Raw genomic sequence first — 23,549 nt, 5'->3', positions numbered from 1 at the left:
CTCAGGTCGGGGACGGGAAGATGCCCTGCAGCGCGATGCAGAAGCTGAGGGTCAGGAAGGGCTGCAGGTTCAGGTGCGCCTGGGCACCGCCGACGTTCGTCACCGTGTCGGGTCGCAGGGTGGTGCTCGGCGAGCCGTCCGTGTAGACGTTGTTGCCGCGGCCCAGGTAGCGGCTCTCCGGGCTGGTCGAGCCGGCCTCGGTGCGTGTCGACGCCCGCACCACGTGCGTGTGCTCGGGGAGCTCGGCGACCGACAGGGTGTGCGCCGCCGCGCCACCCCGCTCGCCCAGGGTGTGCCAGCCGCCGACGTGCATCGGGGTGCGGGCCCGGTAGTCGGGGAGCGCGAAGTTGACCCGCCCGTCGCCACCGAAGCTGGTGCCGAGCAGGGAGAACAGCGCCTGGTTCTGGTTGATCGGCAACAGCTGCCCGTTGCACAGCGCCCAGCCCTTGGGCGCGAAGCTGAACGACATCAGCCGGATCTCGGCGAGGAAGGGTTCTGCCATGGGAGTGAGGTGTCCTCTCGTCAGGCCGGCGGCTGCGCGCAGGGGGCGCCGCCGACGACCCCACCCCCGGGCGCTCCGCTGATGTCGACCTGGACGACGTTGCCGCCCAGGTTGCCGGCGTTCACGAAGCTCGCGGCCGCGGTCGCGTCGGAGCTCGCCCCGGCGTACCCGGGCAGGGTGAGCGTCGTCGCGTAGCGCTGCCTGAGCCGGACGTCCGTGGCCGCCCCGCCGGCGCTGACCGTGTTGCCGGTGATCGCGGCGCAACCGGCGTACGCGTCCCCGGTCGTGGTGCCGAGGTTGACGTGGATGCCGTACGCCGCGGGGTTGCCCGCGTCGTGCTCGGCGATCGTGTTGTCGGCGATGGTCGCGTTGACTGCGCCCGCCGCCGCGGTGCCACCGCCGGCCACGACCTCGATGCCGGTCGCGCCGTACTGCCGGATCTGGTTGTTGCGGACGGCCCAGGTGCTCGTCCCCTGGCCGAGCGACTGGATCTTGAGCCCGTCGCCGACCGCGGAGCCCGAGCGGTAGCCGCCGGAGAGGCCGACCGTGTTGTTCGCGAACGTCCCGACCTGCACGGTCGGGCCGGCACCCTTGACCACGGCGACGGCGTTGCCGACGGCGTCCCGGAAGCTGTTGCCGGTGACGCTCAGGGTGGTCGTGCCGCTCGCGCCACCCTGGCTGAGGCTCACCCCGCCGCCGCCGTCGGAGATCGCCGGGTGCGCGTTGCTGAACGCGTTGCGGGCGACCACGACGTCCCCGGCGCCGGTTCCGTTGTGGTCCAGCTGCAGGAGGTCGCCGCCCGCGCTGAGGAACGTGCTGTCCTCGACCGTGACGTTCAGGACCGCGCTCCCCGTCGTCGACACCAGCAGGGCGTCGTTGGCGGGCGCGCTGCCGGCGACACCGAAGGTCACCTCGTCGACCACGAGTCGGTCGAGGCTCCCGCTGCTGTTGCCGATCCGGACGTTGTCGCTGAAGCCGCCGCCGACGTACGCACGCCTGATCGCCGCCGAGCCGGTCAGCCCGGTGAACGAGATCGCGGAGTCGAAGTACGGCCCGGCCGCGTTGTCGCCGTTGACGCCGTTGATCACGCTGTCGACCATCGTGAAGCCGACGACGCCGGTGCCCCGGATCGCGTAGTTCGCGTGGTCGTGCAGCCACATCCTGGTCAGTGACGGCTGGCGGGTCTGGTTCAGCACGATGCCGGTGCCGGCGGGGGTCGCGGTCGAGTCGTTGGCGCCGACGCCGTTCGCGATCGTCCCGCCGCTGCATCCCGAGCGGTTGCCGTCGGTGCAGGTGCCCCCGGTCCCCGTCACGGTCAGCGAACCGGCCGCGGCGGTCGTGCCGGTGTTGTCCAGGCGGATGCCGACCGGGGCGCCCACCGACGAGATCCTCTGGAACGTGAGGCCCGCGGCAGCGATGGTCGTGCCGGAGACGTCGAGCGCGGTGCCGGTCGTCGTGTCGATGGTGTTGACCTCGCCCGTGACCGCGACCGACTGGCTGCCGGTGGCGCGCAGCCCGGCGCCGCTGGTCGTGTCGATGTCGAGGCCGCCGCCCGTGAACGACAGCGCATGGCCCGCGCTGGCCGTCATCGTGACGGCGGGCTGGGTGCCGGTGTAGATCTCCTTGCGGGCGGCGGAGAACGTCGTCGAGCCGCCCGTGTTGCCGGAGAGGTTGATGCCGCCTCCGACGTTGGGGTCCTTGTCGACGAGGTCACCGCTGAGGGTCACCGCACCACCGGTGCGCCCGGTGATGTCGGCGATCGGCCCGGTGGCCTCGGCCAGGGTGCCGGCGAACGTCACCTCGCCCGAGCCGCCGTCGAGGTCGAAGGTGGTCCCGGCCGCGCGAAGGAGCCAGCTGGTGGGGTCGGTGGCGGAGAAGACGCCGCCGCCGAGGCCGGCGAGGTTCACTCCGTCCGTCGCGCTGTCGTTGGAGCGGACCCGGTCGAAGTTGAGCTGCGCTCCGCTCGTGCCGGTGACGTCGACAGCCGGCCCGCCGTACGCATGCACGTTGGCGGTGGCCTCGGGACGGATCCGCACGAAGCCCGAGTTGCTGACGGCGAAGGCGGCGGTCGGGCCACCGGACGTGTTCAGGTCCAGCGCCCCGAAGGTCGTCGACCCGGTCACGGCGCCCATCTGCACGGCGCCGGTGGTGGAGCCGGTGACGGAGATGGCGTCGAAGTGGGACCCGGCCCCCATGTTCACCTGGAGGGCGTACAGGGCGGGCGCGCCCTTCGTGGTGATCTGGACGGTGCCGGCATCCGCGAACGTCACGGTGCCGGCGTTGACCAGCCGCACGCCGTTCGCGTCGGCAGGCGGACTCGTCGCGGCACTGGTGTCGACGGTGAGGTCGGAGACCGTGAAGGTGCCCGCCGTGTTGTTCAGGTAGAGGCCGGGGGCAGTGCCGGCGACGCCGGTGTCGATGATCTCGAGGTCGGCCAGCGTGCCGCCGCCGGTGGCGCGCGCGCCGCCGGTCACGCCGCCGGCGCCGGCCGGGTCGACCCGGAGGCCACGGACGACGTTGGACGCGTTCAGCGCGATGACGGACTCGCCCGTCGCGGTGAGCCACGGGCGCTTGCCGGCCTCCGGCGCGACCAGGTCGACCCCGCCGACGGTCAGCCCGGCGGCCTGGCCCAGCAGCCGCTCGCCCGCGGCCAGGTCGTAGCCGGTGTCGAGGCCCGCGGTCGTGTCGTCGCCGGCGTAGACGAAGACGAAGTCGTCGGCCCCGGAGGCCGCCTCGGCCTCCGCCAGGGTGTCGAAGGGGCCGTCCGAGGTGCCGTCACCGCCGGCCGGCGCGGTGTTGTCGACGTACCAGACGCAGTCGGTCACCGCGATCTGGACGGTGCCGGTGGCGGTCGCCGGCATCGGGCTGGCGCCGTCGGACACGGCGTACTGGAACGAGTCGGAGCCGTCGCACGCGGCCGCTCCGCGCGGCTCGTAGAGGAACGAGCCGTCGGCCCGCAGGTCGACCGTGCCGCCGTCGGCGGTGGTGATCGTCGCGGGGGTGATCGCGAAGGGGGCCGGGCCGTCGACGTCGGTGACGGTCGCCAGCAGGTCGGCCGTGACGACCTTCGCCGGCCCGTCGACCGCGCCGTACGCAGCCGTCGGCGCGTCGACCACCAGGGACGTGTTGCCGATGGCGGCGCGCGTGCCCGACAGGGTGGTCGTGGCGACGACGGGCGCGTCGTTGACGCAAGTGACCGTGACGGCGACGGTCGCGGTATCGCCGCCGTTGAGCCGGTAGGTGAACTCGTCGGACCCGCAGTAGTCGGGCGCCGGCGTGTAGGTCAGGCCGGTGCCGCCGGTCACGACCGCGGTGCCGTGCGCCGGCGGGGTGACGATCGAGTCGACCTCCTTCGGGCCGGCGTCGATGTCGGTGTCGTTGGCGAGCACGTCGACCGCCGTCGCCGCGGCGTCCTCGGACACGGTGACGGTGTCGTCGATCGCGATCGGCGCGTCGTCGACGCAGGTGACGGTGACCTCTACGGTGGCGGTCGAGTCGCCGGGCGTCAGGGTGTACGTGAAGGTGTCCGCGCCGCAGTGGTCGGCGGCCGGCCGGTAGGTGACGTTCGCGCCGTCGGCCGCGACCACCACCGCGCCGTGGGCCGGCTGGGTCGCGCTGGCGACGGCCATCGGCCCACCGTCGGGGTCGGTGTCGTTGGCGCGCACCGCGATCACGGTCGCGGGCGCGTCCTCGGCGACGGTGGCGCTGTCGCCGACGGCGGTCGGCGCCTCGTCGACGCAGGTGACGGTCACGCGGACGGTGGCCGTCGAGCCACCCGGGACGAGCCGGTAGGTGAAGGCGTCCGGGGTGGCGGTCCGGGTGTTGCAGTAGCCCGCGTCCGGGGTGTAGGTGCCGGTGCCGTCGGCGTTGAGCACGAGCGTGCCGTTCTCCGGCGCGGAGACCAGCTCGGCGGCGCGCGGACCGCCGTCGACGTCGGTGTCGTTGGCCAGCAGGTCCAGGTCGGTCGCGACGTCAGCGGTCGTCGTGACGTCGTCGTCGCGAGCGGTGGGTGCGTCGTCGACGCAGGTCACCGTCACGTCGACCGTGACGCTGGTGTTGCCGGGCCACAGCGTGTAGGTGAAGCTGTCCGGCCCGCAGTAGTTCGCGACCGGGCGGTAGGAGATGTCGCCGGCGAGGAAGTCGATCTGGCCGTGGCTCGCGCCGGCCGCCCCCGTCGACGCCATCGGTCCACCGTCGACGTCGGTGTCGTTGGACAGCACGTCGACGCGGGTCCACGCCGAGTCCTCGGCGACCTCGAGAGAGTCGGCGACGCCGGCGGGCGCGTCGTCGACGCAGGCCACCTCCACGGCGACCCCGGCGGTCGACCCGCCGTTCAGGGTGTAGGTGAAGTCGTCGGCACCGCAGTAGTCGGCGTCCGGCTCGTAGGTCACTCCACCGGCGTCCGTCACGACGACCTCGCCGTGGTCGGCCGGAGTCGCGGAGACGACCGCCATCGGCCCGGCGTCGACGTCGGTGTCGTTGGCGCGTACGCCGGCCGCCGTCGCAGGATCGTCCTCGGTCAGGCCCAGGGTGTCGTCGACCGCGACCGGCGCGTCGTCGACGCAGGTGACGGTCACCGAGACCGTCGCGGTCGACGCGTCCGCGACAGCGTAGGTGAAGGTGTCCGACCCGCAGTAGTCCGTGGCCGGCGCGTAGGTCAGCGCGGTCCCGCCGCCGGTGATGACCACGGTGCCGTGGCCGGGCTGCACGACCGCGTCGATCGCGAGCGCCTCGCCGTCGGCGTCGCTGTCGTTGGCGAGCACGTCGATCGCGGTCGCCGAAGCGTCCTCGGCGATCGTGGCGGAGTCGTCGCGCACGACCGAGCCGTCGTCGGTGCACGAGACGGTCACCGAGACGGTGGCGGTCGACCCGCCGTTCAGCGTGTAGGCGAACGTGTCCGGTCCGCAGTAGTCCGCGGCCGGCTCGTAGGTGAGGTCGGTGCCGTCGGTCGCGACCACCACGACGCCGTGACCGGGGCGGGTGGTCGTGGCGATCCGCATCGGGCCGCCGTCAGCGTCGGTGTCGTTGGCGCGTACGGCGATCCGGGTCGCCGGGGCGTCCTCGGCGACGGTCACGGTGTCGTCGACCGCCGTCGGCGACCGGTCCTCGGCGACGTCGCCGACCTCGACCACGAGGACGGACGTCGCGGCGAGGCCTCCGCTGTCGGTAGCCCGGACCCGCACGGAGAGCCGCTGGGTTGCCTCGAAGTCGAACGCGCGCGCGGTCAGCAGGCGGTCGCCGGCCACGGTGAACGCGGCGTTGTCGGCGCCGGCGCCGTCGACCAGGGCGAACGCATGGGTGTCCGCGGCGTCCGGGTCGACGGCGGCCAGCCGCCCGACCTCGGTGCCCGCGGGCTGGTTCTCCGCGACGAGGGCGGGCGACAGGCGCAGCCCGGTGGGCGCGTGGTTGCGGCGTTCCGTCTCGCCGCCGCGGAGGGTGTCGGTGCCGCGGCCGCCGGCGAGCCGGTCGTCTCCGCGGTAGCCGTGCAGGTCGTCGTCGCCGTTCCCGCCCGAGAGGCGGTCGGCGCCGACGTACCCGCGCAGCTCGTCGTCGCCGCCGTCGCCGAAGAGGCGGTCGTCGCCGCGGCCGCCGCGGAGCAGGTCGTCACCCGGACCTCCGCGCAGGACGTCGTCGCCGCGGCCGCCGCGGATCACGTCGTTGCCGCCGGCTCCCTCGAGCACGTCGTCGCCGCCCCAGCCGCAGATCACGTCGCGGCCCGGGCCGCCGCGCAGGCGGTCGGGGCCGGGGGTGCCGTTGACGGTGCAGGCCGCGGAGTCGTCAGCGGCCGCTGGCAGCGCAGAGGCCGGGACGGGCGGCAGGACCGCCAGGGACATGCCGGCGACGACGCCGATCACGGCAGCCGGAAGCGTCCGGATTCCACGCGCGCTCAATCGCCCCACCGCTTCTCGACGCCCACGACACGGGCGACGAGCCCGCGATCCCCAATCTCGGGGAAGTCTGCCAGCGTGCGCGGCGAGGCACGGGCGTTCCCGGAAGCGGCCGGGGGCCGTCTAGACCAGCCGGCGAGCCACCAGCACGGCGTCGGTGACCTCGTGGGTCTCGTCGTTCCGCGTCTCGCTGCGCGGCCGCGCCTCGGCGCGGACCTCGAACCGGTCGGCGTCGACCGCCGGGACCAGCTCGTCGGCGGTGAACATCACCCCGGGCAGCGACCAGCGCAGCCCGGTGTGGGAGTCGTCGGGGTGGTGGCCGGCGACGAGCAGCGTGCCGCCGGGCGCGACGGCCTCGGCCATCCGCTCCGTCGCGGTCACCATCCCGTGGTCGAGCAGGTGCAGGAAGCACGACGTGACGAGGTCCCACTGCTCCCCGTCGGGTGCCCACGTGCGCAGGTCGGCGTGCCGGAACTCGATGCGGTCGGCGACCCCGCGCTCGGCAGCGTGCTCGGCGGCCTTGCGCAGCCCCGCATCGGAGAAGTCGATCGCGGTGACCTGCCAGCCCTGCTCGGCGAGCCAGATCGCGTCACCGCCCTCGCCACAGCCGAGGTCGACGGCCCGGCCCGGCGACAGGTCGCTCGCCTCGTCGACGAGCACGGCGTTCGGCCGGCCGCTCCAGGTGCGGCCCTCGCCGCCGTACCGCTCGTCCCAGGACTCCTGCTCGAAGTGCTCGCGGGTGATCTCGTCGTGCTGGTGCCGGTGCTCGCTGCTCATGCGTCGAGTATGGGCAGAGGGGTTGCCGATCAACAACATTCGTTGCCGTTCTGGCAAACTGGGCAACATGGACGAGCTCGCCCGGGTCGGACCGCGGCTGCGCGCACTGCGCCAGGAGCGCGGCGTCACGCTGCGCGACCTCGCCGACGAGACCGGTATCTCCGTCAGCACCCTGTCGCGACTGGAGTCGGGGCAGCGGCGACCGACACTCGAGCAGCTGCTCCCGCTCGCGCGGGCCCACCGGGTCTCGCTCGACGAGCTCGTGGACGCCCCGGCGACCGGCGACCCCCGCGTGCAGCTGCGCTCCTCGAAGCGCCACGGCCGCACCTACCTGCACCTCACCCAGCGCCCCGGCGGGTTGCAGGCCTACAAGATCGTCTTCCCCCCGGAGCCCACCTCGGTCGTCGACCTGCGGACCCACGAGGGCTACGACTGGATGTACGTCCTCTCCGGCCAGCTCCGGCTGGTGATCGGCGACCGCGACCTGCTGCTCGGCCCGGGCGAGGTCGTCGACTTCGACACCCGCACCCCGCACTGGATCGGCAACCCCGGACCGCACACCACCGAGGTGCTCGCGCTCTACGGTCCCCAGGGGGAGCGGATGCACGTCCACTGACGTGCGTGCGAGAGGCTGGAGGCGTGAGTACTGACGGCGAGCGACTCGCCACCTGGCTCGAGGACCTCGGCCTCGCCGACTCCCTGGCCGAGGCCGGGCTGCCGACCTTCACCCGCGACTCGTCGGGACGAGCCGTCTGGAGCGACCCCGACCGGCTGCCCGAGCTCGACCGGGCATTGCACAGCCAGGGCGACGAGCCCGAGCACGCCGTGCCGGTCGCACTGGTGCTGCTCGCCCGCCAGGCGCGACTGCGGGCGGCGCTCCTCGAGACGCCGTGGTTCACCTACGAGACGCTCGCCGAGGTGCGCGGAGCGTCGGTCGACGCGACCAGGTACGCCGTTCACAAGGCAGCCCAGATGCACCGCCTGCTCGTCGTACCCGTCGACGAGCGCAGCGTGGTCCCGGCCTTCCAGCTGACGCCCGAGGGTGAGCACCGGCCCGACCTCGCGCCGGTGCTCGAGCCGCTGCTCGCCGCGAGGATGGACCCCTGGCGCGCGTGGGCCTGGCTCACCCAGCCCGCCGCCCTCACGCTGGGCAAGGCCCCCGAGCGCGCCGTGACCGACCCCGGCCTCGCCGACCTCGTCCGGCACGCCGCCACCCGCCTCGCCGACCATCTCCGTTGAGTCGGGCCCGGTCCACGGGTGATTCAGGCCCAGCTCGACATGAGGTCGAGGGTGCGGGACCAGGCGGCGCCGTGGGGGTCGATCACCGTGAAGTGGTCGCCGTCGACCTCGACCAGGTCGGCGGTGCCGCCGGCGGCGCGGGCGGCCGCGACGTAGGACGTCGACTGGACGAACGGGACGTTGTCGTCGCCGCGGGCGTGCACGCACCAGACCGGTACGCCGAGCGGCAGCTGACGGATCGGGTCGACGTCGTCGTCGGCGTCGCCCGGCGGGTGGCCGAGGAACCGCTCGACGGCGCCTCCGCCGAGTCCGGCGTCGTGGGCCGCGCGCAGGTCGAGCACCCCTGCCTGGGAGATCACGTGGGTGAGGCCGCCGTGGGCCGCCGCCCACGTGACGAGGTGGCCGCCGGCGGAGTGCCCGATGCCGACGACGGTGCCGGCGTCGACCGGGCAGGCGTCGATGGCCGCCCGGACGTCGGCGAGCGTGTCGGTGGCGCCGGTGCCGCGGCGGTACTCGATCGCCCACGCCGCCCACCCGGCCGCGACCAGGCTCGGCACCAGCGGGCGGGCGAGCTCGACGCCGTACTCCGGCTTCCAGAATCCGCCGTGCACCACGACCGCGACTCCGCGGGGCGTGCCGGTCGGCAGCGTCAGCTCGGCGAGCTGCGCCGGGTCGTCGCCGTACCGGACGACAGTCACGCCAACGCCGCCGGGAGGGTCGCCGTCCACGCGGCGCGCAGCTCGTCGAGGGGGATCTCGAACTCGCCCTCGACGCCGAGCGAGTCGCCGCCGGTGACGCCGAGCGCGGCGATGGGTACGCCGTGCTGCTCCGCAAGCTCGACGAGCCGCTCGGCTCCGCCGTCGGGCACGGTCACCAGCACCCGGCCGGTCGACTCGCTGAAGAGCGAGAGGAACGCGTCGTCGGGCAGCGTGACCGAGACGCCGACGCCGTGGCGCAGCGCGGCCTCGGAGAGCGCCTGGGCGAGGCCGCCGTCGGAGAGGTCGTGGGCGGAGGTCAGCAGGCCGACGCCGGCGTGCAGCAGCTGCGCCAGCGCGCTCTCGGCCTCGAGGTCCACCTGCGGCGGCAGCCCGCCGAGGTGCCCGTGCACGACGTGCGCCCACTCCGAGCCCGAGAGCTCCTCGCGGGTCTCGCCGAGCAGGAAAACCCGCTCGCCGGAGGCCGACCAGGCCGACGGCGTACGACGGGTCACGTCCTCGATCACGCCGAGCACGGCGACGACCGGGGTCGGCAGGATCGCGGTCTCGCCGGTCTGGTTGTAGAGGCTGACGTTGCCGCCGGTGACCGGGATGCCGAGCTCGGCGCAGGCGTCCCGGAGGCCACGGCAGGCCTCGGCGAACTGCCACATCACGGCCGGGTCCTCGGGCGATCCGAAGTTGAGGCAGTCGGAGATCGCCAGCGGCACGGCTCCGCCGGTCGCCACGTTGCGGTAGCTCTCCGCGAGGGCGAGCTGCGCACCGGCGTACGGGTCGAGCTTGGCGAACCGCCCGTTGCAGTCCGTCGACACGGCGACGCCGAGGTTGGTCTCCTCGTCGACCCGGATCATGCCGCTGTCGCTGGGCTGCGCGAGCACGGTGTTGCCGCGGACGTAGCGGTCGTACTGGTCGGTGATCCACGACTTGTCGCACAGGTTGGGGCTCGCGACCAGGGTGAGCAGCGTCTTGCGCAGCTCGTCGCCCGCGGCCGGTCGCGGCAGCGACTCGGCCGCGTCGGCCTGGAGGTCGTCCTGCCAGTCGGGGCGGGCGAACGGGCGGTGGTACGTCGGTCCGTCGTGCGCGACCGAGCGCGGCGGGACGTCGACGACGCGCTCGCCGTGCCAGTCGATCTCGAGGCGACCGGTGTCGGTCACCTCGCCGACCACGACCGCCTCGACGTCCCACTTCTCGCAGATCGCCATGAACGCGTCGACGTCGCCGGGCTCGACGACCGCCATCATCCGCTCCTGCGACTCGCTCATGAGGATCTCCTCCGGGGCGAGCGTGGAGTCGCGCAGCGGCACCAGGTCGAGCTCGACGTGCATGCCGCCGTCGCCGGCGGACGCGAGCTCGGAGGTCGCGCAGGAGAGGCCGGCGCCACCGAGGTCCTGGATGCCGGCGACCAGGCCGGCCGCGAAGACCTCGAGCGTGCACTCGATGAGCAGCTTCTCCATGAACGGGTCGCCGACCTGGACGCTGGGCCGCTTCGCCGGGCCGTCGGCGTCGAACGTCTCCGACGCCAGCACCGAGACTCCGCCGATCCCGTCGCCGCCGGTGCGCGCGCCGTACAGGATCACCTTGTTGCCGACGCCGGACGCCTTCGCGAGGTGGAGGTCCTCGTGCTTGAGGACGCCGACGCAGAGCGCGTTGACGAGCGGGTTGCCGGCGTACGTCTCGTCGAAGACGGCCTCGCCGCCGATGTTGGGCAGGCCGAGGCAGTTGCCGTAGCCACCGACGCCGGCGACGATCCCGGGCAGCACCCGATGGGTGTCGTCGGCGTCGAGCGGGCCGAAGCGCAGCGGGTCCATGACCGCGACCGGGCGGGCGCCCATCGCGAGGATGTCGCGCACGATGCCGCCGACACCCGTCGCGGCACCCTGGTACGGCTCGACGTACGACGGGTGGTTGTGGCTCTCGACCTTGAACGTGACGGCGTAGCCCTGGCCGATGTCGATGACGCCGGCGTTCTCGCCGATGCCGGCGAGCATCTTGCCGACCGGCGTCTCCTGCGGGATCTCGCTGAACTGCTTGAGATGCACCTTGGAGCTCTTGTAGGAGCAGTGCTCGCTCCACATCACGGAGTACATCGCGAGCTCGGAGCTCGTGGGACGACGACCGAGGATCTCGCGGATCCGCTGGTACTCGTCGGCCTTGAGGCCGAGGTCGGCCCACGGCTGCTCGCGGTGGGGGTCTTCGGCGGCGACAGCGACGGTGTCCAGCACGCGCTCAATCTACCGGCGGGCGCTCTGCTGCTCACATCGTGGGCGACGGTGGTTTCGAGACGGGACTTCGTCCCTCCTCAACCACCGTCGCGGTGGTTGAGGAGGTTGCCCTGGCAACCGTCTCGAAACCACCGTCAGGTCGGCTACTTGAGCATCCCGTCGGCGACGACCTCGAGCATGGGGCGTACGGCGGCGGGGTCGAGCTCGGACTGGTCGGCCACGGTCGCGACGCCGCCGACGAGGCGGGCCACGTGGAGCGCCGTGACGTCCTCGCGGATGGCGTCCTGCTCCCGCAGCCGGTCGAGGACCCGGTCGCCGGCGCCGCGCAGCACCTCGCACTTGGTGCGGATCGGCGAGCCGTCGTCGCCCATCGCGCAGGTGATCTTCGCGGGGCCGCCCTTGTGGACGCTGATCAGCCGGACGTACTCCTCGAACCATGCGAGGAGCAGGTCGCGCGGGCTGCCCTCGTTGGCGAGCACCTTCTCCGCGGTCTCGTTGACCCCGTCGACCCAGCTCTGCATGACTGCGTCGATGAGGTCGTCGCGCTTCGGGAAGTGCCGGTAGAGCGTGCCCGGACCGACGCCGGCCTGCCTGGCGATCAGGTCCAGCGAGGCGTCGTACCCCTGCTCCCGGAAGACCTGGCGAGCGACCTCGACGATGCGGTCGTAGTTGCGCTTGGCGTCGGCGCGCACGGTTCCTCCGGATAAAAGGGGCTTGCTAAACGGAGACAGTCTCCGTATTGTTCTGGTCGAAGCGGAGTCATCCTCCGGATCTACTGTACCTCGGCCCGCCGGGCCAGAACAGGACTCACCCTCATGTCCCTGAACGCACCCTCCCGCACCGCCGACACGCGGGGCCGGGAGCTGCCGACCGAGCTGCCGCCGGACGCCGGCCGTGCCGCCGCCGGCATCGCGATCGTCCTGGTCGCGCAGCTGATGATCGTCCTCGACGCGACCGTCGTGAACGTCGCACTCCCCCAGATCGACGCCGACCTGGGCTTCGGCCCGGCGTCCCTCTCCTGGGTCCTCAACGCCTACACGCTCGCCTTCGGCGGCCTGCTGCTCCTCGGCGGCCGGCTCGGCGACGTCCTCGGCCGGCTCCGGGTCTTCGAGATCGGCCTGGCCGCCTTCACCCTGGGCTCGGCCCTCGGCGGGATCGCCCAGACCCCCGGGCAGCTGATCGCCGCCCGGACCTTCCAGGGCGTCGGCGCCGCGCTGGCAGCGCCGAGCGTCCTGGCCCTGCTCACCACGAGCGCGCCCGACGAGGCCGCGCGCAACCGGGCGCTGGCGCTCTTCGGCGCCGTCTCGTCCGGCGGCGCGTCGATCGGGCTCATCCTCGGCGGGCTGCTGACCGACGTCGGCTCCTGGCGCTGGACGCTCTTCATCAACGTGCCGATCGGCCTCGCGGTGATCCTGCTCGCGCCGCGCTTCGTCGCGGAGACGCCCCGCCGGTCGGGTCGCTTCGACGTCGTCGGCGCGCTGACCGCCACCGGCGGCGCGGTCGTGCTCGTCTGGACCCTGATCGGGACCCCCGAGCACGGCTGGCTCTCGGCCCGCACGATCCTCGGCTTCGTCGCCGGCATCGCACTGCTGGCCCTGCTCGCCCGCACCGAGATGCGGCACCCGCACCCACTGGTGCAGCCGCGACTCGTGCGCGACCGCAACCGCGTCGGGGCGCTGGCCGCCATGGCCCTGCTGATAGGCGCCAACCTCTCGATGTTCTTCCTGGTCGTCCAGTACGTCCAGGGCGTGCTCGGCTTCGGGCCGCTGCTGGCCGGCGTCGCGTTCCTGCCGTTCAGCCTCGGCATCTTCGCCACCTCGAGGGTCACCCCGGCCCTGCTGGGGAGGTTCGGCCCGCGGCGGATGATGCTGGTCGGCGCCACGACGCTCGCCCTCGCCTACGCGTGGCTCAGCACGATCGGCACGAGCGACACCTACCTGGCCGCGGTCTTCGGGCCGATGACGCTGGCCGGCGTCGCCTCCGCGCTGATCTTCATGCCGGTCACCGTGATCGTGCTGTCCGGTGTCGAGCCGGAGCACGCGGGCTCGGCATCCGGCCTGCTGCAGACCACGCAGCAGCTCGGCGGAGCCGTCGGCGTCGCCGTCATCGTGTCGGTGTACGCCGCCGGCGCGGTGCCCGGTCAGCTCGTCCCCGGCATGAGCGCGGCGTTCCTCACCTCGGCGTCGTTCGCTGCCCTGGCGCTGGTCGCCTCGGCCGTGGTCGTGCGCGCCGTCCGGCCGCCCCGGCCGGCCGAGGTCCTCGACCCCGACCTCGGCGCGGAGGCGATGGCCGACGCGGCCTGAGCCCGCTGCACCAACCGGATCGGCCGGCCTCAGCAACCGCTGGGGCCGGCCGATCTGTGTCGTGAACCAGCAGCGCGAATTACAGGGTGGTAGTTACCTGTGAAGCCTGTTACCAGTGTGATTTCTGAGGTTATGGTGACGTGGCCTCGCCGCGAGGCAACGCCACCGTCACCCGGCTTCCCGGCTTTCTTGGAGCACCACATGCCTCGCCCGGCTCGCACCACCGCCCGACGTACCTCTCCCCTCCGCGCCGCCCTCCTGGCCGTCGTCCTCGCCGTCGGCACGCTCGGCGTCGTCTCGGCCGCGCCGAGCGCCTCCGGGTCGGTCTCAGCCCCGGCCAAGGCAAAGCGCGCGAACGTCGTGACGCCCGGCAACTTCACCGGCCTCGGCTTCGACCAGTGCCACGCGCCGAGCCAGGCGGCCATGGACGCCTGGATGCAGAACTCACCGTTCCGCGCCGTCGGCATCTACATCGACGGCGCGTCGCGCTTCTGCCGCGAGCAGCCCAACCTGACGCCGCAGTGGATCAGCACCCAGCTGGCCGCCGGCTGGGCGCTGCTGCCGATCACGCTCGGCCCGCAGGCGTCGTGCCAGCCGCGCTTCCCGCGGTGGGGCAACGACCCGACCATCGACCCGACCCGCGACCCCGCGACGGGCACGTACGCCGCGGCGTACAACCAGGGCGTCGCCCAGGCCTCGCAGTCGGTCGCCGTCGCCGGCGGCCTCGGGATCGTCGCGGGCAGCACGCTCTGGTACGACCTCGAGGGCTTCAACATGGCGAACACGCCGTGCCGCGAGTCGGCCCTGTCGTTCCTCAGCGGCTGGACCACCCAGATCCGCGCGCTCGGCTACGTGTCGGGCGTCTACTCGAGCGCCGGCTCGGGCATCAAGATGCTCGACAACGCCCGGGTGAACCGACCCAGCGCCTTCGCCCTCCCCGACCAGATCTGGATCGCCCGGTGGGACGGCATCCAGAACACCAGCACGAGCTACATCCGCTCCGACGGCTGGCCGAACGCCCGGGTGAAGCAGTTCCAGGGTGGCCACAACGAGACGTACGGCGGCGTCACCATCAACATCGACCGCAACTACCTCCAGCTCGGCACGGGCGCGGTCGCCCCGCGCGAGATCAACTGCGGCGGCGTCCGGCTCGTCTCCCGCGCCTACGCCCCGCTCCGTCCGGCCAGCGCGTCGTACGTGCCGGCGGGCGCGCAGGTCAAGGCGCTGCAGTGCCTGCTCCAGCAGCACGGCCTCTACAACGGCAAGGTCCACGGCCGCTACGGCAAGGCCACGGTGGCCGCGATCAACGCGTGGCAGACCGCCCACGGCCAGAAGGTCCGCACGTCGTGGGGCCTGCGCAACTGGGTGACGCTGCTCAGCGCCGGCGACACCCCGGTGGTCAAGTTCGGCTCGACCGGGCCCGCCGTACGTCGCCTCCAGCGCGCGCTGGTCGCCGCCGGCAAGGGCAGCGCGGAGTCACGCGCCGTCCGCGCCACCGGCGTCTTCGACCCGAGGACGACCGCGGCGCTGCGCGCCTGGCAGAAGAAGGCGAAGGTCCACGTGACCGGCGTCGCCGGCACCGAGACCTGGGCCGCGATCCAGGCCGGGAGGCTCTGACCCGAAGGGCCTGCGGCGTCAGCCGGCCGGCGGTCCGACCAGGAGCGCCACGCCGGTCAGGGCAGCGACAGCCACCAGGCCCGCGGCGACGCCGCGGACCGGGTTGCGGAGCAGCCAGGCGACCGGCCGGTCGAGCGCGCGCCGCGGCTCCGACCCGGTGAGCCGCCAGGCGTCACCGAGGGCACCCCGCCGCTCGGCGTACCGATCGAAGAGCACGGTGCAGAACGGCGGCACGGCCGCCGCCAGCCCGAGCACGGTCCGGCCCGCCGACCAGCGCTGGTCGACGGCGACGAGCACGGTGGTCAGGCAGTAGGCGACGAAGACGACGCCGTGGGCCATCCCGAAGATCCGGACGCCGAGCTCGGTGGTCTCGGTGACGTACTTGAGGAACATGCCGAGGAGCAGCAGGCCCCAGGTGACCGCCTCGGCGATCGCGATGCGGCGGAAGAGGTTCAGCGGGTTCATGCGAAGGAGTGCTCCAGGAGGCTGGTGAAGAAGCCGAGGCCGTCGGTGCCGGTGCCGGTGAGGTCCTCGACCGAGTGCTCGGGGTGCGGCATCAGGCCGACGACGTTGCCGCGGTCGTTGCAGATGCCCGCGATGTCGCGCAGCGAGCCGTTGGGGTTGGCGCCCAGGTAGCGGGCGACGACCCGGCCCTCGCCCTCGAGCCGGTCGAGGGTCTCGGTGTCGGCGACGAACGAGCCCTCGCCGTTCTTGAGCGCGACGACGATCTCGGCGCCCTCGTCGTAGGCCGACGTCCAGGGCGTGCGGTTGTTCTCGATGCGCAGCGGCTGGTCGACGCAGAGGAACTTCTGCTGCTGGTTGCGGATCAGGGCACCCGGCAGGAGGTGGGACTCGCAGAGGATCTGGAAGCCGTTGCAGATGCCGAGCACCGGCATCCCCCTGCCGGCCGCCTCGATCACCTCGGTCATCACCGGGGAGAACCGCGAGATCGCGCCGCAGCGCAGGTAGTCGCCGTACGAGAAGCCGCCCGGGAGGATGACCGCGTCGACGCCGCGCAGGTCGTGGTCGCCGTGCCAGAGCGCGACGGCCTCGTGGCCGCCGAGCGCGACGGCGCGCTGCGCGTCGACGTCGTCGAGGGAGCCGGGGAAGGTGACGACCCCGACCTTCACGAGAGCGTCTCCACCGCGTCCGGGAGGGTCTCGACCGAGACCGTGAAGTCCTCGATCACCGGGTTGGACAGCAGCGTGGCCGCCATCTCGCGCACCTGGGCGACCACCTCGTCGGTGAGCTCGCCCTCGATCTCGAGCTCGAAGCGCTTGCCCTGACGGACGTCCGTCACGCCCTGGAACCCCAGCCGGGGCAGCGCGCCGAGGACGGCCTTCCCCTGGGGGTCGAGGATCTCGGGCTTGGGCATGACGTCGACGACTACGCGGGGCACGCGCTCAGTGTAGGAGGGTGCGGCAGACTGAGGCACATGACCTCCACCCCACGAAACTGCGGGCTTCCCCCGCTGCGCTCCTCCAGCCCACACTTCCGCGGGGACCCCGAATGAGCATGCCCGCACAGTCCCGCGGAGCCAACCCGCTGCCCCTCGAGTTCCCCCAGTCCCTGGCGGTGTACGACGACTACGCCGCGGCCCAGCGGACGGTCGACTACCTGTCCGACAACCACTTCCCGGTGCAGCACCTGATGATCGTCGGCACCGATCTCAAGCGGGTCGAGCGGATCACGGGCCGCCTCACCACGAGCCGGGTCGCCCTGGGCGGCGTCCTCTCCGGACTCTGGCTGGGCCTCTTCGTCGGCCTGATCTTCTCGTTCTTCGTCGACGAGAACGTCCTCGCGATGATCCTCTCCACCGTGCTGCTCGGCGCCGCGTTCGGCGTCATCTGGGCGCTGCTCGGCTACGCGCTCACCCGCGGCCAGCGCGACTTCTCCTCCATCACCCAGGTCGTCGCGACCCGCTACGAGGTGCTGGTCGAGCACAAGGTCGCCGCCCAGGCGCGCGAGACGCTCGCCGGGCTGCCCGGCGCCCTCCCCAACCCGTTCGAGTAGGGGTCCGGGACGGGCCCAGGACCGGGTTTACCGCCTGCGGCGGTCTGGGAATGAGGTCCCCGACCAGAGGAACATCCGCTTCGGGGGCCGTGATGACCGAGATCGTCCCGCAGGAAATCCGTGCAGCTGCGGACAAGATGGAGGCCGCGGTCACCGCGGTCGACGCCAACATCCCGACCGGGGTGAACGCCGTGAGCACGGCGCTCCCGGGGAGCCAGAGCGCAGGGGCAGCGACGTCCCTCACCGAGACCTGGCGCACGGCGTACCAGAGCTGGGTCAGCGACGGCACCACCCACGTCGCCGCCCTGCGCCGGCACGCCGACGACTGGGTCGAGACCGACCTGGCCCAGGCCGCGCGCATGGAGCGCCTCGCGCGGGAGGGCATGTGATGGTCACCATCGACCAGCTCAAGGAGTGGGACGCCGACCGTCTCGGCGTCGTCGCCGACGAGCTCCACACCCGCCGCGGCACTCTCACCGATCTCGCGGACGAGGTGGACGCCGGCCGGCCGCCGTCGTCCTGGGTCGGCGGCGCGTCGGTGTACGCCGAGCAGGACCACGACCAGCTCGCCACCCGGCTGACCGACCAGGTCGCCGAGCTCAACATGGTCATCTCCGCCCTCGACACCGCGAGCGGCCAGGTCCGCAGCGCCCGCACGATGCTCGACGACGCCCTCTCCCGGGCCAGCACCAACGGCTTCACCGTGTCGTCGACCGGCGCGGTGACCAGCAACCGCACCTACACCGACGCGGACGAGCGGGCCGACGCCCAGGGGGTCGCCGACGAGATCGCCCAGGCCATCACCGACGCGCTCACCAACGCGGCCGAGGCCGACAGCGCCCTGGCCGCCTCGCTGCGGTCGGCCCGTACGAGCGACGTCGACGCCGGCGGCGGCCTCGGCGACCAGGACGTGCCCGACGCGCTCCGCGGCCTGACCACCGAGGAGCAGGTCGACTACCTGCTCGACCACCCCGACCTCGCCGCCATCCTCGTGCCGAGCCTCCCCGACCCGCTCAAGCACGAGCTCGGCCAGGGCCTCTCCGACCTGCTCGACAGCGAGGTCAACGACGATGACTTCGACCTCGACGACGAGACCGTCGACCGGCTGTCGACCCTGCTGGACTCCTACGGCGGCGACCCGGAGATCGCGTCCTCGCTCTACGAGGACCTCGGCGCCGACGGCACCGTCGCCACCCTCGGCAGCATCGAGAGCTACCTGCGCCTCGGCGGCACCGACCCCGACAAGGTGGCGGACCTGGCCGCGGACATGCGACGCACCCTCGCCACCGCCGGCGAGGACACCTCGTTCGACGACCACGGCTTCGGCGAGGACCTGGTCCGGCACGCGACCTGGCAGCTCTCCGACGAGCAGCGCGACGCGTTCGAGGAGCGCTACCCCCACTACAGCGGCAGCGGCGCGTCGATCCTCACCTACCTGATGGAGGACCACAGCCTCGACGGCGACCTGGTGCGCGGGGTGGCCGAGCAGCTCGACGAGTTCGAGCGGTCCGGCAACGACCTCGGCGCGGAGTACTGGTACGGCCACAACGGGCACAGCCCGCTGACCGCCGACGACGAGTACGACGGCTGGTACGACGACCCGATGGCGGCGGCCCTGGGCAACCTCGGGTCGCACCCCGAGGACGGCTACCAGTTCCTCACCGACGACCCCGAGCGCCAGGACTACTACTTCCAGGAGCGCAACTGGGAGGCCGACGGGTTCGAGGGCATCACGCAGCTGGCCGAGGGCGTCGGCACCGACGAGGGTGTCAACGCCCAGCACCCCGAGCAGCAGGCCGAGCTGGTCTCGCGCTTCTTCCACGGCATCGCCGGCAACGAGTCCTTCAGCATCGAGAACGCCGAGGCCGGCTCGCCGCACCTCGCCGAGCTCATGAAGCACTACACGCCGGCGATGGACGCCGCGCTGCGGGCGCCGGGCGAGGGCGAGCCGGGCGCCGTGCCCTTCGAGGACGCCTTCCTCGGCACCGCCGAGCACTACCCCCGGCTGTTCGCCGGCGACCTCGAGGAGCTCATGCAGGTCGCGGTCAGCACCGACGACGGCGCCACCAGCATCGCGGAGGGCATCGGCGGATTCCAGCAGCAGCAGATCAACGGTGCCGCCGTCCAGATGGCCGACGACCCCGACGACTACCGGCTCGGCAACCAGCTGCGCGACTCGCTGGAGCGCTCGGCGAACCTGCAGGGGCTGGCCGAGTGGGCCGTCGGCTCCGTCGAGATCGGCGACGCCCAGGAGCACGACGCCCGGGTCCAGGCCTTCTCCGACCTGATCGGCGAGGCGGCCGGCCTGGTGCCGCTGCCGGGCGCCGACGTCGTCGGCGAGCTCGGCAGCCGGGCCCTCGACGCCGCGTGGGGCCAGGGCGTCGACCTCGGGACGGGCGCCCTCGGCGACGCGATGTCGCAGACCGAGGACGCGACCCGCGAGGCCGAGACGCGGGCGTCGTACGGCGTCACCCAGGCCAAGCTCGGCACCTTCCACGCGCTGGCCGAGGCCGGCGTGATCCCCGAGTCCGAGATCCCGCAGACCTGGCGCACCGAGAGCGGCGGCCTCATCGACATCGCCGACATCCCGCCCGAGGACCGCTCGGCGTACGCCCAGAGCGCGATGTCGGTGGCGTCGGGCTACGTGACCAACATGGACCTGGAGACGTCCTACAAGGACGCGTTCCTGGACTACTACGGCGACACCAGTGACTAGGCGGGTGCGCCTCGCGCTGGTCGCGCTCGTGGCCGCGCTGGCGCTCGTCGGCTGCTCCGATGACGAGGACCCGACCCTGCTGACGGACGACGACCTGCCCGAGGTCGAGTCGACCACGACCTTCGACAACGGCCAGCCGACGGCGACCACCTGCTCGGAGCTGACCACCCGGATCCCGTCGATCGGCATCCCGGACCCCGACGGGCCCGAGCCGCTGACGAAGTCCTACACGCTCGCGTCCGGCGACGTCGTGACGGCCTCGCTCTTCGTGCCGGCCCAGCGGTACGGCGACGTCGACGGCGCGCTCGCCGCCGTCGACGAGGCGGTGGCGGCGTGCGTCGAGAAGGGCGACGTCACCGCGATCACCGACGGCCTGCCCGAGGGCGCGGTCGGCTTCAGCGGCAGCACCACCGGCGACGACGTCGCCTTCCAGGCCCTCGCGCCCGCCGACGACGACCGCATCGTCTCGGTGACGGTCACCCACACCGGCGGGGGCGAGCCCGAGGTCGACGTCGCGGACCTGCTCGGCGCCGCCCTGGACCGTGCCGCCGAGGTGGAGCTGAGCGAGTAGCTCCCACCACCGACCCGCTCAGGATCGCGCCCGACCGGGGCGGCGGGCCGCGCGTGCGGGCGGCGGTGGATCAGGCTCGGCTCCGGCCGGGTCAAACCGAGCCGCAGCCACCGCCGGCCCGACGTCACCCGTGGTCAGCTGAGCTCCCGCTTCAGGATCTTGCCGGTCGAGGTCATCGGCAGGGCGTCGACGAACTGCACGACGCGCGGGTACTTGTACGCCGCCATCTGCTCCTTGCCCCACGCGACCAGCTCGTCCTCGGTGACCTCCGCCCCCGGTGCCTTGATCACCACGGCCTTGATCTCCTCGCCGTGGCTCTCGTGCGGCACACCGATGACCGCGGCCAGCGAGACCGCCGGGTGGGTCATCAGGACCTCCTCGATCTCGCGCGGGTACACGTTGTAGCCGCCGCGGATGATCATGTCCTTGGACCGGTCGACGATGTAGTACCAGCCGTCCTCGTCGCGGCGGGCCAGGTCGCCGGAGCGGAACCATCCGTCGTTGATGGCCTCGGCGGTCGCGTCGGGGCGGTCGTAGTAGCCCTTCATGATGTTGTGGCCCTTGATCGCGATCTCGCCGATCTCGTCGGCGCCCTCGACGTCGCGCCACTCCCCCGACGTCGACGCGGGGTCGATGAGCTTCATCTCCACGCCCGGGATCGGCACGCCGATCGAGCCGACCCGCACGGGCTCGCCGTGCGCCGAGAACGACGCGACGGGCGAGGTCTCCGAGAGGCCGTAGCCCTCGAGGATCGTGACGCCGAAGCGCTTCTCGAACTCCTTGTGCACCTCGACCGGCAGCGCCGAGCCGCCGGCGACGGCGACCCGCAGGTTGCGCGCGACCTCGGCGACGTCGAGGCCGTCGGCCTGAGCGTCCTCGAGCGCGCCGAGCAGGCCCCAGTACATCGTCGGGACGCCGGCGAAGAACGTGATCTGCTCCTGCTTCATGACGTCGAGCGCCGGCCGGGCCTCGAAGCGAGGGAGCATCACGACCGTGCCGCCATACGCGAACCCGCCGTTCTGGCAGACCGTCTGGCCGAAGGAGTGGAAGAGCGGCAGCACGCAGAGGTAGGTGTCCGGGTTGTCGGCGCCGGCGCCGAAGAGGGCCGCGCCCGACAGCGCGTTGTCGCGCATGTTGCGGTGCCGCAGCTCCGCGCCCTTGGGCTGGCCGGTGGTGCCGGAGGTGTAGAGGATGACCGCGGTGTCGTCCTCGTCGGTGGCGACGGTCTCGAACTCGGCCGCCTGGCCGCCCATCGCCTGCGCCATGGTCTCGGTGCCCTCGATCGGGGACGGCGCCGCGAGGTCCGCCGTGATCATGAAGAAGTGCTCGCAGCCGTCGGTCTGCCGGAAGCCGGCGTACCCCTCCTCGCCCATCGGCAGCTCGGGGGTGCCCTGGAAGCAGAAGTAGGCCTTCGCGTCGGAGTCGCCGAGGTGGTAGGCGACCTCGCGGCCCTTGAGCAGCACGTTGAGCGGCACCACGGTCGCGCCGGCCTTGAGGATGCCGTAGTAGACGATCGTGAAGTAGGGCAGGTTCGGGCAGGTCAGCGCGACCTTGTCGCCCGGCCGGATGCCGCGCGCGGCGAGCAGCCCCGCGACCATGTTGGCGAAGGTGTTCACCTCGGCGTACGACAGCCGGCGCTCGCCGAAGACGATCGCAGCCCGGTCGGGGTACGTCGCCGCGCTGTCCTCGAGGAGGCTGGCCAGGTTGTACGTCGTCATGGGGAGAACGTACTCGCAGCGCGGCGCAGGTCGGCGCGGACGGCGCACCGCGCCAGCAGCCGCAGCGGTCGCGGTGCCGCGATCGTGGCCGTGACGTCGCATCCGGTCGCGGTCTCGGCGAACGTCAGCGTCAGGGTCACGACGATGCGGCGCCAGGAGCCGCGCTCGGTCCAGCGGCGCGGCCGGTCGAGCTCGGTGGTCTCCATCCGGGGCCGCAGGCCGGGCCGCGTCACGTCGATCCAGGTCTGGCCGACGCCCACGTCGCCGACGACCTCCTCGACGCGCGCGAGGCTCGACTGCCAGCCGGGCCGGTTCCTCGGGTCCGCGAGGTAGTCGAACGCGACCTCACGGGGAGCGGGGAAGGAGACCGTTACCAACGCTCTCCGGTGAGCAGCTCGTAGGCCTCGAGGTAGCGGGCGCGGGTGCGCTCGACGACCTCGTCCGGCAGCGGCGGCGGGGCCTCGCCCGACGCGCGGTCCCACCCGGACTCCAGGGAGAGCGCCCAGTTGCGCACGATCTGCTTGTCGTACGACGGCTGCGCGCGGCCCGGCTGCCACTCGGAGAGCGGCCAGAAGCGGGACGAGTCGGGCGTGAGCACCTCGTCGGCGAGCACGGTGGTGCCGTCGGGGCGGGCACCGAACTCGAGCTTGGTGTCGGCCAGGATGATGCCGCGCTCGCGCGCGATCGACTCGGCCCGGGCGTAGACGCGCAGTGTCAGTTCGCGCAGCTCCACGGCCCGGTCGGCGCCGACGGTCGACACGACGGCGTCGTACGAGACGTTCTCGTCGTGGTCGCCGAGCTCGGCCTTGGTCGCGGGCGTGAAGATCGCCTCGGGCAGCCGGCTGCCGTCCTCGAGGCCGGCGGGCAGGGCGATCCCGCACACCTCACCCGTCGCGCGGTAGTCGAGGAGGCCGGAGCCGGTGAGGTAGCCGCGGGCCACGCACTCGACGGGGTACATCGCGAGCCGCTCGCAGACGACCGCGCGGCCGCGCACCTGGTCGGGGACGTCGGTGGAGATGACGTGGTTGGGGACCAGGTCGGCGAGCTGGTCGAACCACCACAGCGACATCCGGGTCAGGATCTCGCCCTTGTCCGGGATCGTCGTGTCGAGCACGAAGTCGAAGATCGAGATCCGGTCGCTGGCGACCATCAGCAGGTCGCCGTTCGGCAGCTCGTAGAGGTCGCGCACCTTGCCGGAGTGGAGGTGGGTGGTGCCCTCGACGGCGGGCGCGGGCGGGATGTTCAGCGCGGGCACGGTCCCACTCTAGGG

At 72.7% G+C, this 23,549-nt stretch carries 20 protein-coding genes; 8 read left to right on the top strand and 12 right to left on the bottom strand.

Features of this window, described 5'->3' with window-relative positions:
• Position 1 precedes the first annotated feature (1 nt).
• From ACFQQI_RS02900 to ACFQQI_RS02890, 3 genes are all read right to left on the bottom strand, one after another.
• Positions 2 to 502, bottom strand: a complete 501-nt coding sequence (locus ACFQQI_RS02900) for a phage tail protein (RefSeq protein ID WP_378557669.1) — start codon at positions 500 to 502, stop codon at positions 2 to 4.
• A 20-nt stretch (positions 503 to 522) separates the two neighbouring features.
• On the bottom strand, positions 523 to 6,393 hold the full coding sequence (locus tag ACFQQI_RS02895; RefSeq protein WP_378557666.1) for an Ig-like domain-containing protein: 5,871 nt from the start codon (positions 6,391 to 6,393) through the stop codon (positions 523 to 525).
• A gap of 120 nt (positions 6,394 to 6,513) precedes the next feature.
• A complete protein-coding gene (locus tag ACFQQI_RS02890) occupies positions 6,514 to 7,167 on the bottom strand; it encodes an SAM-dependent methyltransferase (protein WP_378557663.1) in 654 nt (217 codons plus the stop codon).
• Between the two features lie 67 nt (positions 7,168 to 7,234).
• On the opposite strand from ACFQQI_RS02890, the gene ACFQQI_RS02885 reads away from it, so the two are divergent.
• Together ACFQQI_RS02885 and ACFQQI_RS02880 are read left to right on the top strand one after the other, a co-directional pair.
• Positions 7,235 to 7,783, top strand: coding sequence for a helix-turn-helix domain-containing protein (locus ACFQQI_RS02885; RefSeq protein WP_378557660.1), 549 nt, complete (start codon positions 7,235 to 7,237; stop codon positions 7,781 to 7,783).
• Between the two features lie 23 nt (positions 7,784 to 7,806).
• Positions 7,807 to 8,406 carry a hypothetical protein gene (locus ACFQQI_RS02880; protein WP_378557657.1) on the top strand — a complete coding sequence of 200 codons (600 nt, stop codon included), beginning with the start codon at positions 7,807 to 7,809 and terminating at the stop codon, positions 8,404 to 8,406.
• Between the two features lie 23 nt (positions 8,407 to 8,429).
• Here ACFQQI_RS02880 and ACFQQI_RS02875 read toward each other — a convergent pair whose 3' ends face one another.
• From ACFQQI_RS02875 to ACFQQI_RS02865, 3 genes are all read right to left on the bottom strand, one after another.
• Positions 8,430 to 9,104 (bottom strand): alpha/beta hydrolase family protein, encoded by a 675-nt coding sequence (locus ACFQQI_RS02875; RefSeq protein ID WP_378557655.1) that lies wholly within the window; start codon positions 9,102 to 9,104, stop codon positions 8,430 to 8,432.
• Positions 9,101 to 11,341, bottom strand: coding sequence for a phosphoribosylformylglycinamidine synthase subunit PurL (gene purL / locus ACFQQI_RS02870; RefSeq protein ID WP_378557652.1), 2,241 nt, complete (start codon positions 11,339 to 11,341; stop codon positions 9,101 to 9,103). The genes ACFQQI_RS02875 and purL overlap by 4 nt, the downstream gene beginning before the upstream one ends.
• Before the next feature lie 143 nt (positions 11,342 to 11,484).
• On the bottom strand, positions 11,485 to 12,033 hold the full coding sequence (locus ACFQQI_RS02865) for a TetR/AcrR family transcriptional regulator (RefSeq protein WP_378557649.1): 549 nt from the start codon (positions 12,031 to 12,033) through the stop codon (positions 11,485 to 11,487).
• Between the two features lie 123 nt (positions 12,034 to 12,156).
• On the opposite strand from ACFQQI_RS02865, the gene ACFQQI_RS02860 reads away from it, so the two are divergent.
• Together ACFQQI_RS02860 and ACFQQI_RS02855 are read left to right on the top strand one after the other, a co-directional pair.
• A complete protein-coding gene (locus ACFQQI_RS02860; RefSeq protein WP_378557646.1) occupies positions 12,157 to 13,644 on the top strand; it encodes an MFS transporter in 1,488 nt (495 codons plus the stop codon).
• A gap of 201 nt (positions 13,645 to 13,845) precedes the next feature.
• Positions 13,846 to 15,261: a glycoside hydrolase domain-containing protein gene (locus ACFQQI_RS02855; RefSeq protein ID WP_378557643.1), complete on the top strand. Its 1,416-nt coding sequence runs from the start codon at positions 13,846 to 13,848 to the stop codon at positions 15,259 to 15,261.
• Between the two features lie 18 nt (positions 15,262 to 15,279).
• On the opposite strand, the gene ACFQQI_RS02850 is transcribed toward ACFQQI_RS02855, so the two are convergent.
• Genes ACFQQI_RS02850 through purS form a run of 3 tightly spaced genes read right to left on the bottom strand, consistent with a single transcriptional unit; the run spans position 15,280 to position 16,660 of the window.
• Positions 15,280 to 15,726, bottom strand: a complete 447-nt coding sequence (locus ACFQQI_RS02850; RefSeq protein ID WP_378557640.1) for a DUF3817 domain-containing protein — start codon at positions 15,724 to 15,726, stop codon at positions 15,280 to 15,282.
• On the bottom strand, positions 15,723 to 16,391 hold the full coding sequence (gene purQ, locus ACFQQI_RS02845; protein ID WP_378557637.1) for a phosphoribosylformylglycinamidine synthase subunit PurQ: 669 nt from the start codon (positions 16,389 to 16,391) through the stop codon (positions 15,723 to 15,725). The genes ACFQQI_RS02850 and purQ overlap by 4 nt, the downstream gene beginning before the upstream one ends.
• Positions 16,388 to 16,660: a phosphoribosylformylglycinamidine synthase subunit PurS gene (purS, locus tag ACFQQI_RS02840; protein ID WP_378557634.1), complete on the bottom strand. Its 273-nt coding sequence runs from the start codon at positions 16,658 to 16,660 to the stop codon at positions 16,388 to 16,390. Before purS ends, purQ begins: the two co-directional genes overlap by 4 nt.
• Positions 16,661 to 16,770: 110 nt before the next feature.
• Here purS and ACFQQI_RS02835 point away from each other — a divergent pair, with 110 nt between their 5' ends.
• The 4 genes from ACFQQI_RS02835 (at position 16,771) to ACFQQI_RS02820 (ending at position 20,561) form a co-directional block, all read left to right on the top strand.
• On the top strand, positions 16,771 to 17,274 hold the full coding sequence (locus tag ACFQQI_RS02835) for a general stress protein (protein ID WP_378557632.1): 504 nt from the start codon (positions 16,771 to 16,773) through the stop codon (positions 17,272 to 17,274).
• Positions 17,275 to 17,366: 92 nt separating this feature from the next.
• Complete coding sequence (locus tag ACFQQI_RS02830; protein WP_378557630.1) at positions 17,367 to 17,663, top strand: hypothetical protein; 297 nt, start codon at positions 17,367 to 17,369, stop codon at positions 17,661 to 17,663.
• Complete coding sequence (locus tag ACFQQI_RS02825) at positions 17,663 to 19,990, top strand: hypothetical protein (RefSeq protein ID WP_378557628.1); 2,328 nt, start codon at positions 17,663 to 17,665, stop codon at positions 19,988 to 19,990. The genes ACFQQI_RS02830 and ACFQQI_RS02825 overlap by 1 nt, the downstream gene beginning before the upstream one ends.
• Positions 19,991 to 19,994: 4 nt before the next feature.
• A complete protein-coding gene (locus tag ACFQQI_RS02820; RefSeq protein WP_378557625.1) occupies positions 19,995 to 20,561 on the top strand; it encodes a hypothetical protein in 567 nt (188 codons plus the stop codon).
• Positions 20,562 to 20,695: 134 nt separating this feature from the next.
• Here the strand turns inward: ACFQQI_RS02820 and ACFQQI_RS02815 are convergent, their stop codons facing one another.
• Genes ACFQQI_RS02815 through ACFQQI_RS02805 form a run of 3 tightly spaced genes read right to left on the bottom strand, consistent with a single transcriptional unit; the run spans position 20,696 to position 23,534 of the window.
• Complete coding sequence (locus ACFQQI_RS02815; RefSeq protein WP_378557622.1) at positions 20,696 to 22,279, bottom strand: long-chain fatty acid--CoA ligase; 1,584 nt, start codon at positions 22,277 to 22,279, stop codon at positions 20,696 to 20,698.
• A complete protein-coding gene (locus ACFQQI_RS02810; RefSeq protein WP_378557619.1) occupies positions 22,276 to 22,656 on the bottom strand; it encodes an SRPBCC family protein in 381 nt (126 codons plus the stop codon). The genes ACFQQI_RS02815 and ACFQQI_RS02810 overlap by 4 nt, the downstream gene beginning before the upstream one ends.
• The gene (locus ACFQQI_RS02805; RefSeq protein WP_378557616.1) at positions 22,650 to 23,534 is read right to left on the bottom strand and encodes a phosphoribosylaminoimidazolesuccinocarboxamide synthase; all 885 of its coding nucleotides are present in this window, start codon (positions 23,532 to 23,534) and stop codon (positions 22,650 to 22,652) included. Before ACFQQI_RS02805 ends, ACFQQI_RS02810 begins: the two co-directional genes overlap by 7 nt.
• Positions 23,535 to 23,549 lie beyond the last annotated feature (15 nt).

This window comes from Nocardioides sp. GCM10030259, assembly GCF_042666375.1.
In the GTDB taxonomy this organism is placed as follows: Bacteria; Actinomycetota; Actinomycetes; order Propionibacteriales; family Nocardioidaceae; genus Nocardioides.
This window is presented reverse-complemented; position numbering and strand designations above follow the sequence as displayed.

Excerpts from the sequence above, each read along its gene's own strand:
- ACFQQI_RS02825 (WP_378557628.1), top strand. The coding sequence starts at position 17,663 with ATGGTCACCATCGACCAGCTCAAGGAGTGGGACGCCGACCGTCTCGGC.
- ACFQQI_RS02860 (WP_378557646.1), top strand. The coding sequence starts at position 12,157 with ATGTCCCTGAACGCACCCTCCCGCACCGCCGACACGCGGGGCCGGGAG.
- ACFQQI_RS02835 (WP_378557632.1), top strand. The coding sequence starts at position 16,771 with ATGAGCATGCCCGCACAGTCCCGCGGAGCCAACCCGCTGCCCCTCGAG.
- ACFQQI_RS02850 (WP_378557640.1), bottom strand. The coding sequence starts at position 15,726 with ATGAACCCGCTGAACCTCTTCCGCCGCATCGCGATCGCCGAGGCGGTC.
- ACFQQI_RS02830 (WP_378557630.1), top strand. The coding sequence starts at position 17,367 with ATGACCGAGATCGTCCCGCAGGAAATCCGTGCAGCTGCGGACAAGATG.
- ACFQQI_RS02900 (WP_378557669.1), bottom strand. The coding sequence starts at position 502 with ATGGCAGAACCCTTCCTCGCCGAGATCCGGCTGATGTCGTTCAGCTTC.
- ACFQQI_RS02855 (WP_378557643.1), top strand. The coding sequence starts at position 13,846 with ATGCCTCGCCCGGCTCGCACCACCGCCCGACGTACCTCTCCCCTCCGC.
- ACFQQI_RS02885 (WP_378557660.1), top strand. The coding sequence starts at position 7,235 with ATGGACGAGCTCGCCCGGGTCGGACCGCGGCTGCGCGCACTGCGCCAG.
- ACFQQI_RS02815 (WP_378557622.1), bottom strand. The coding sequence starts at position 22,279 with ATGACGACGTACAACCTGGCCAGCCTCCTCGAGGACAGCGCGGCGACG.
- ACFQQI_RS02890 (WP_378557663.1), bottom strand. The coding sequence starts at position 7,167 with ATGAGCAGCGAGCACCGGCACCAGCACGACGAGATCACCCGCGAGCAC.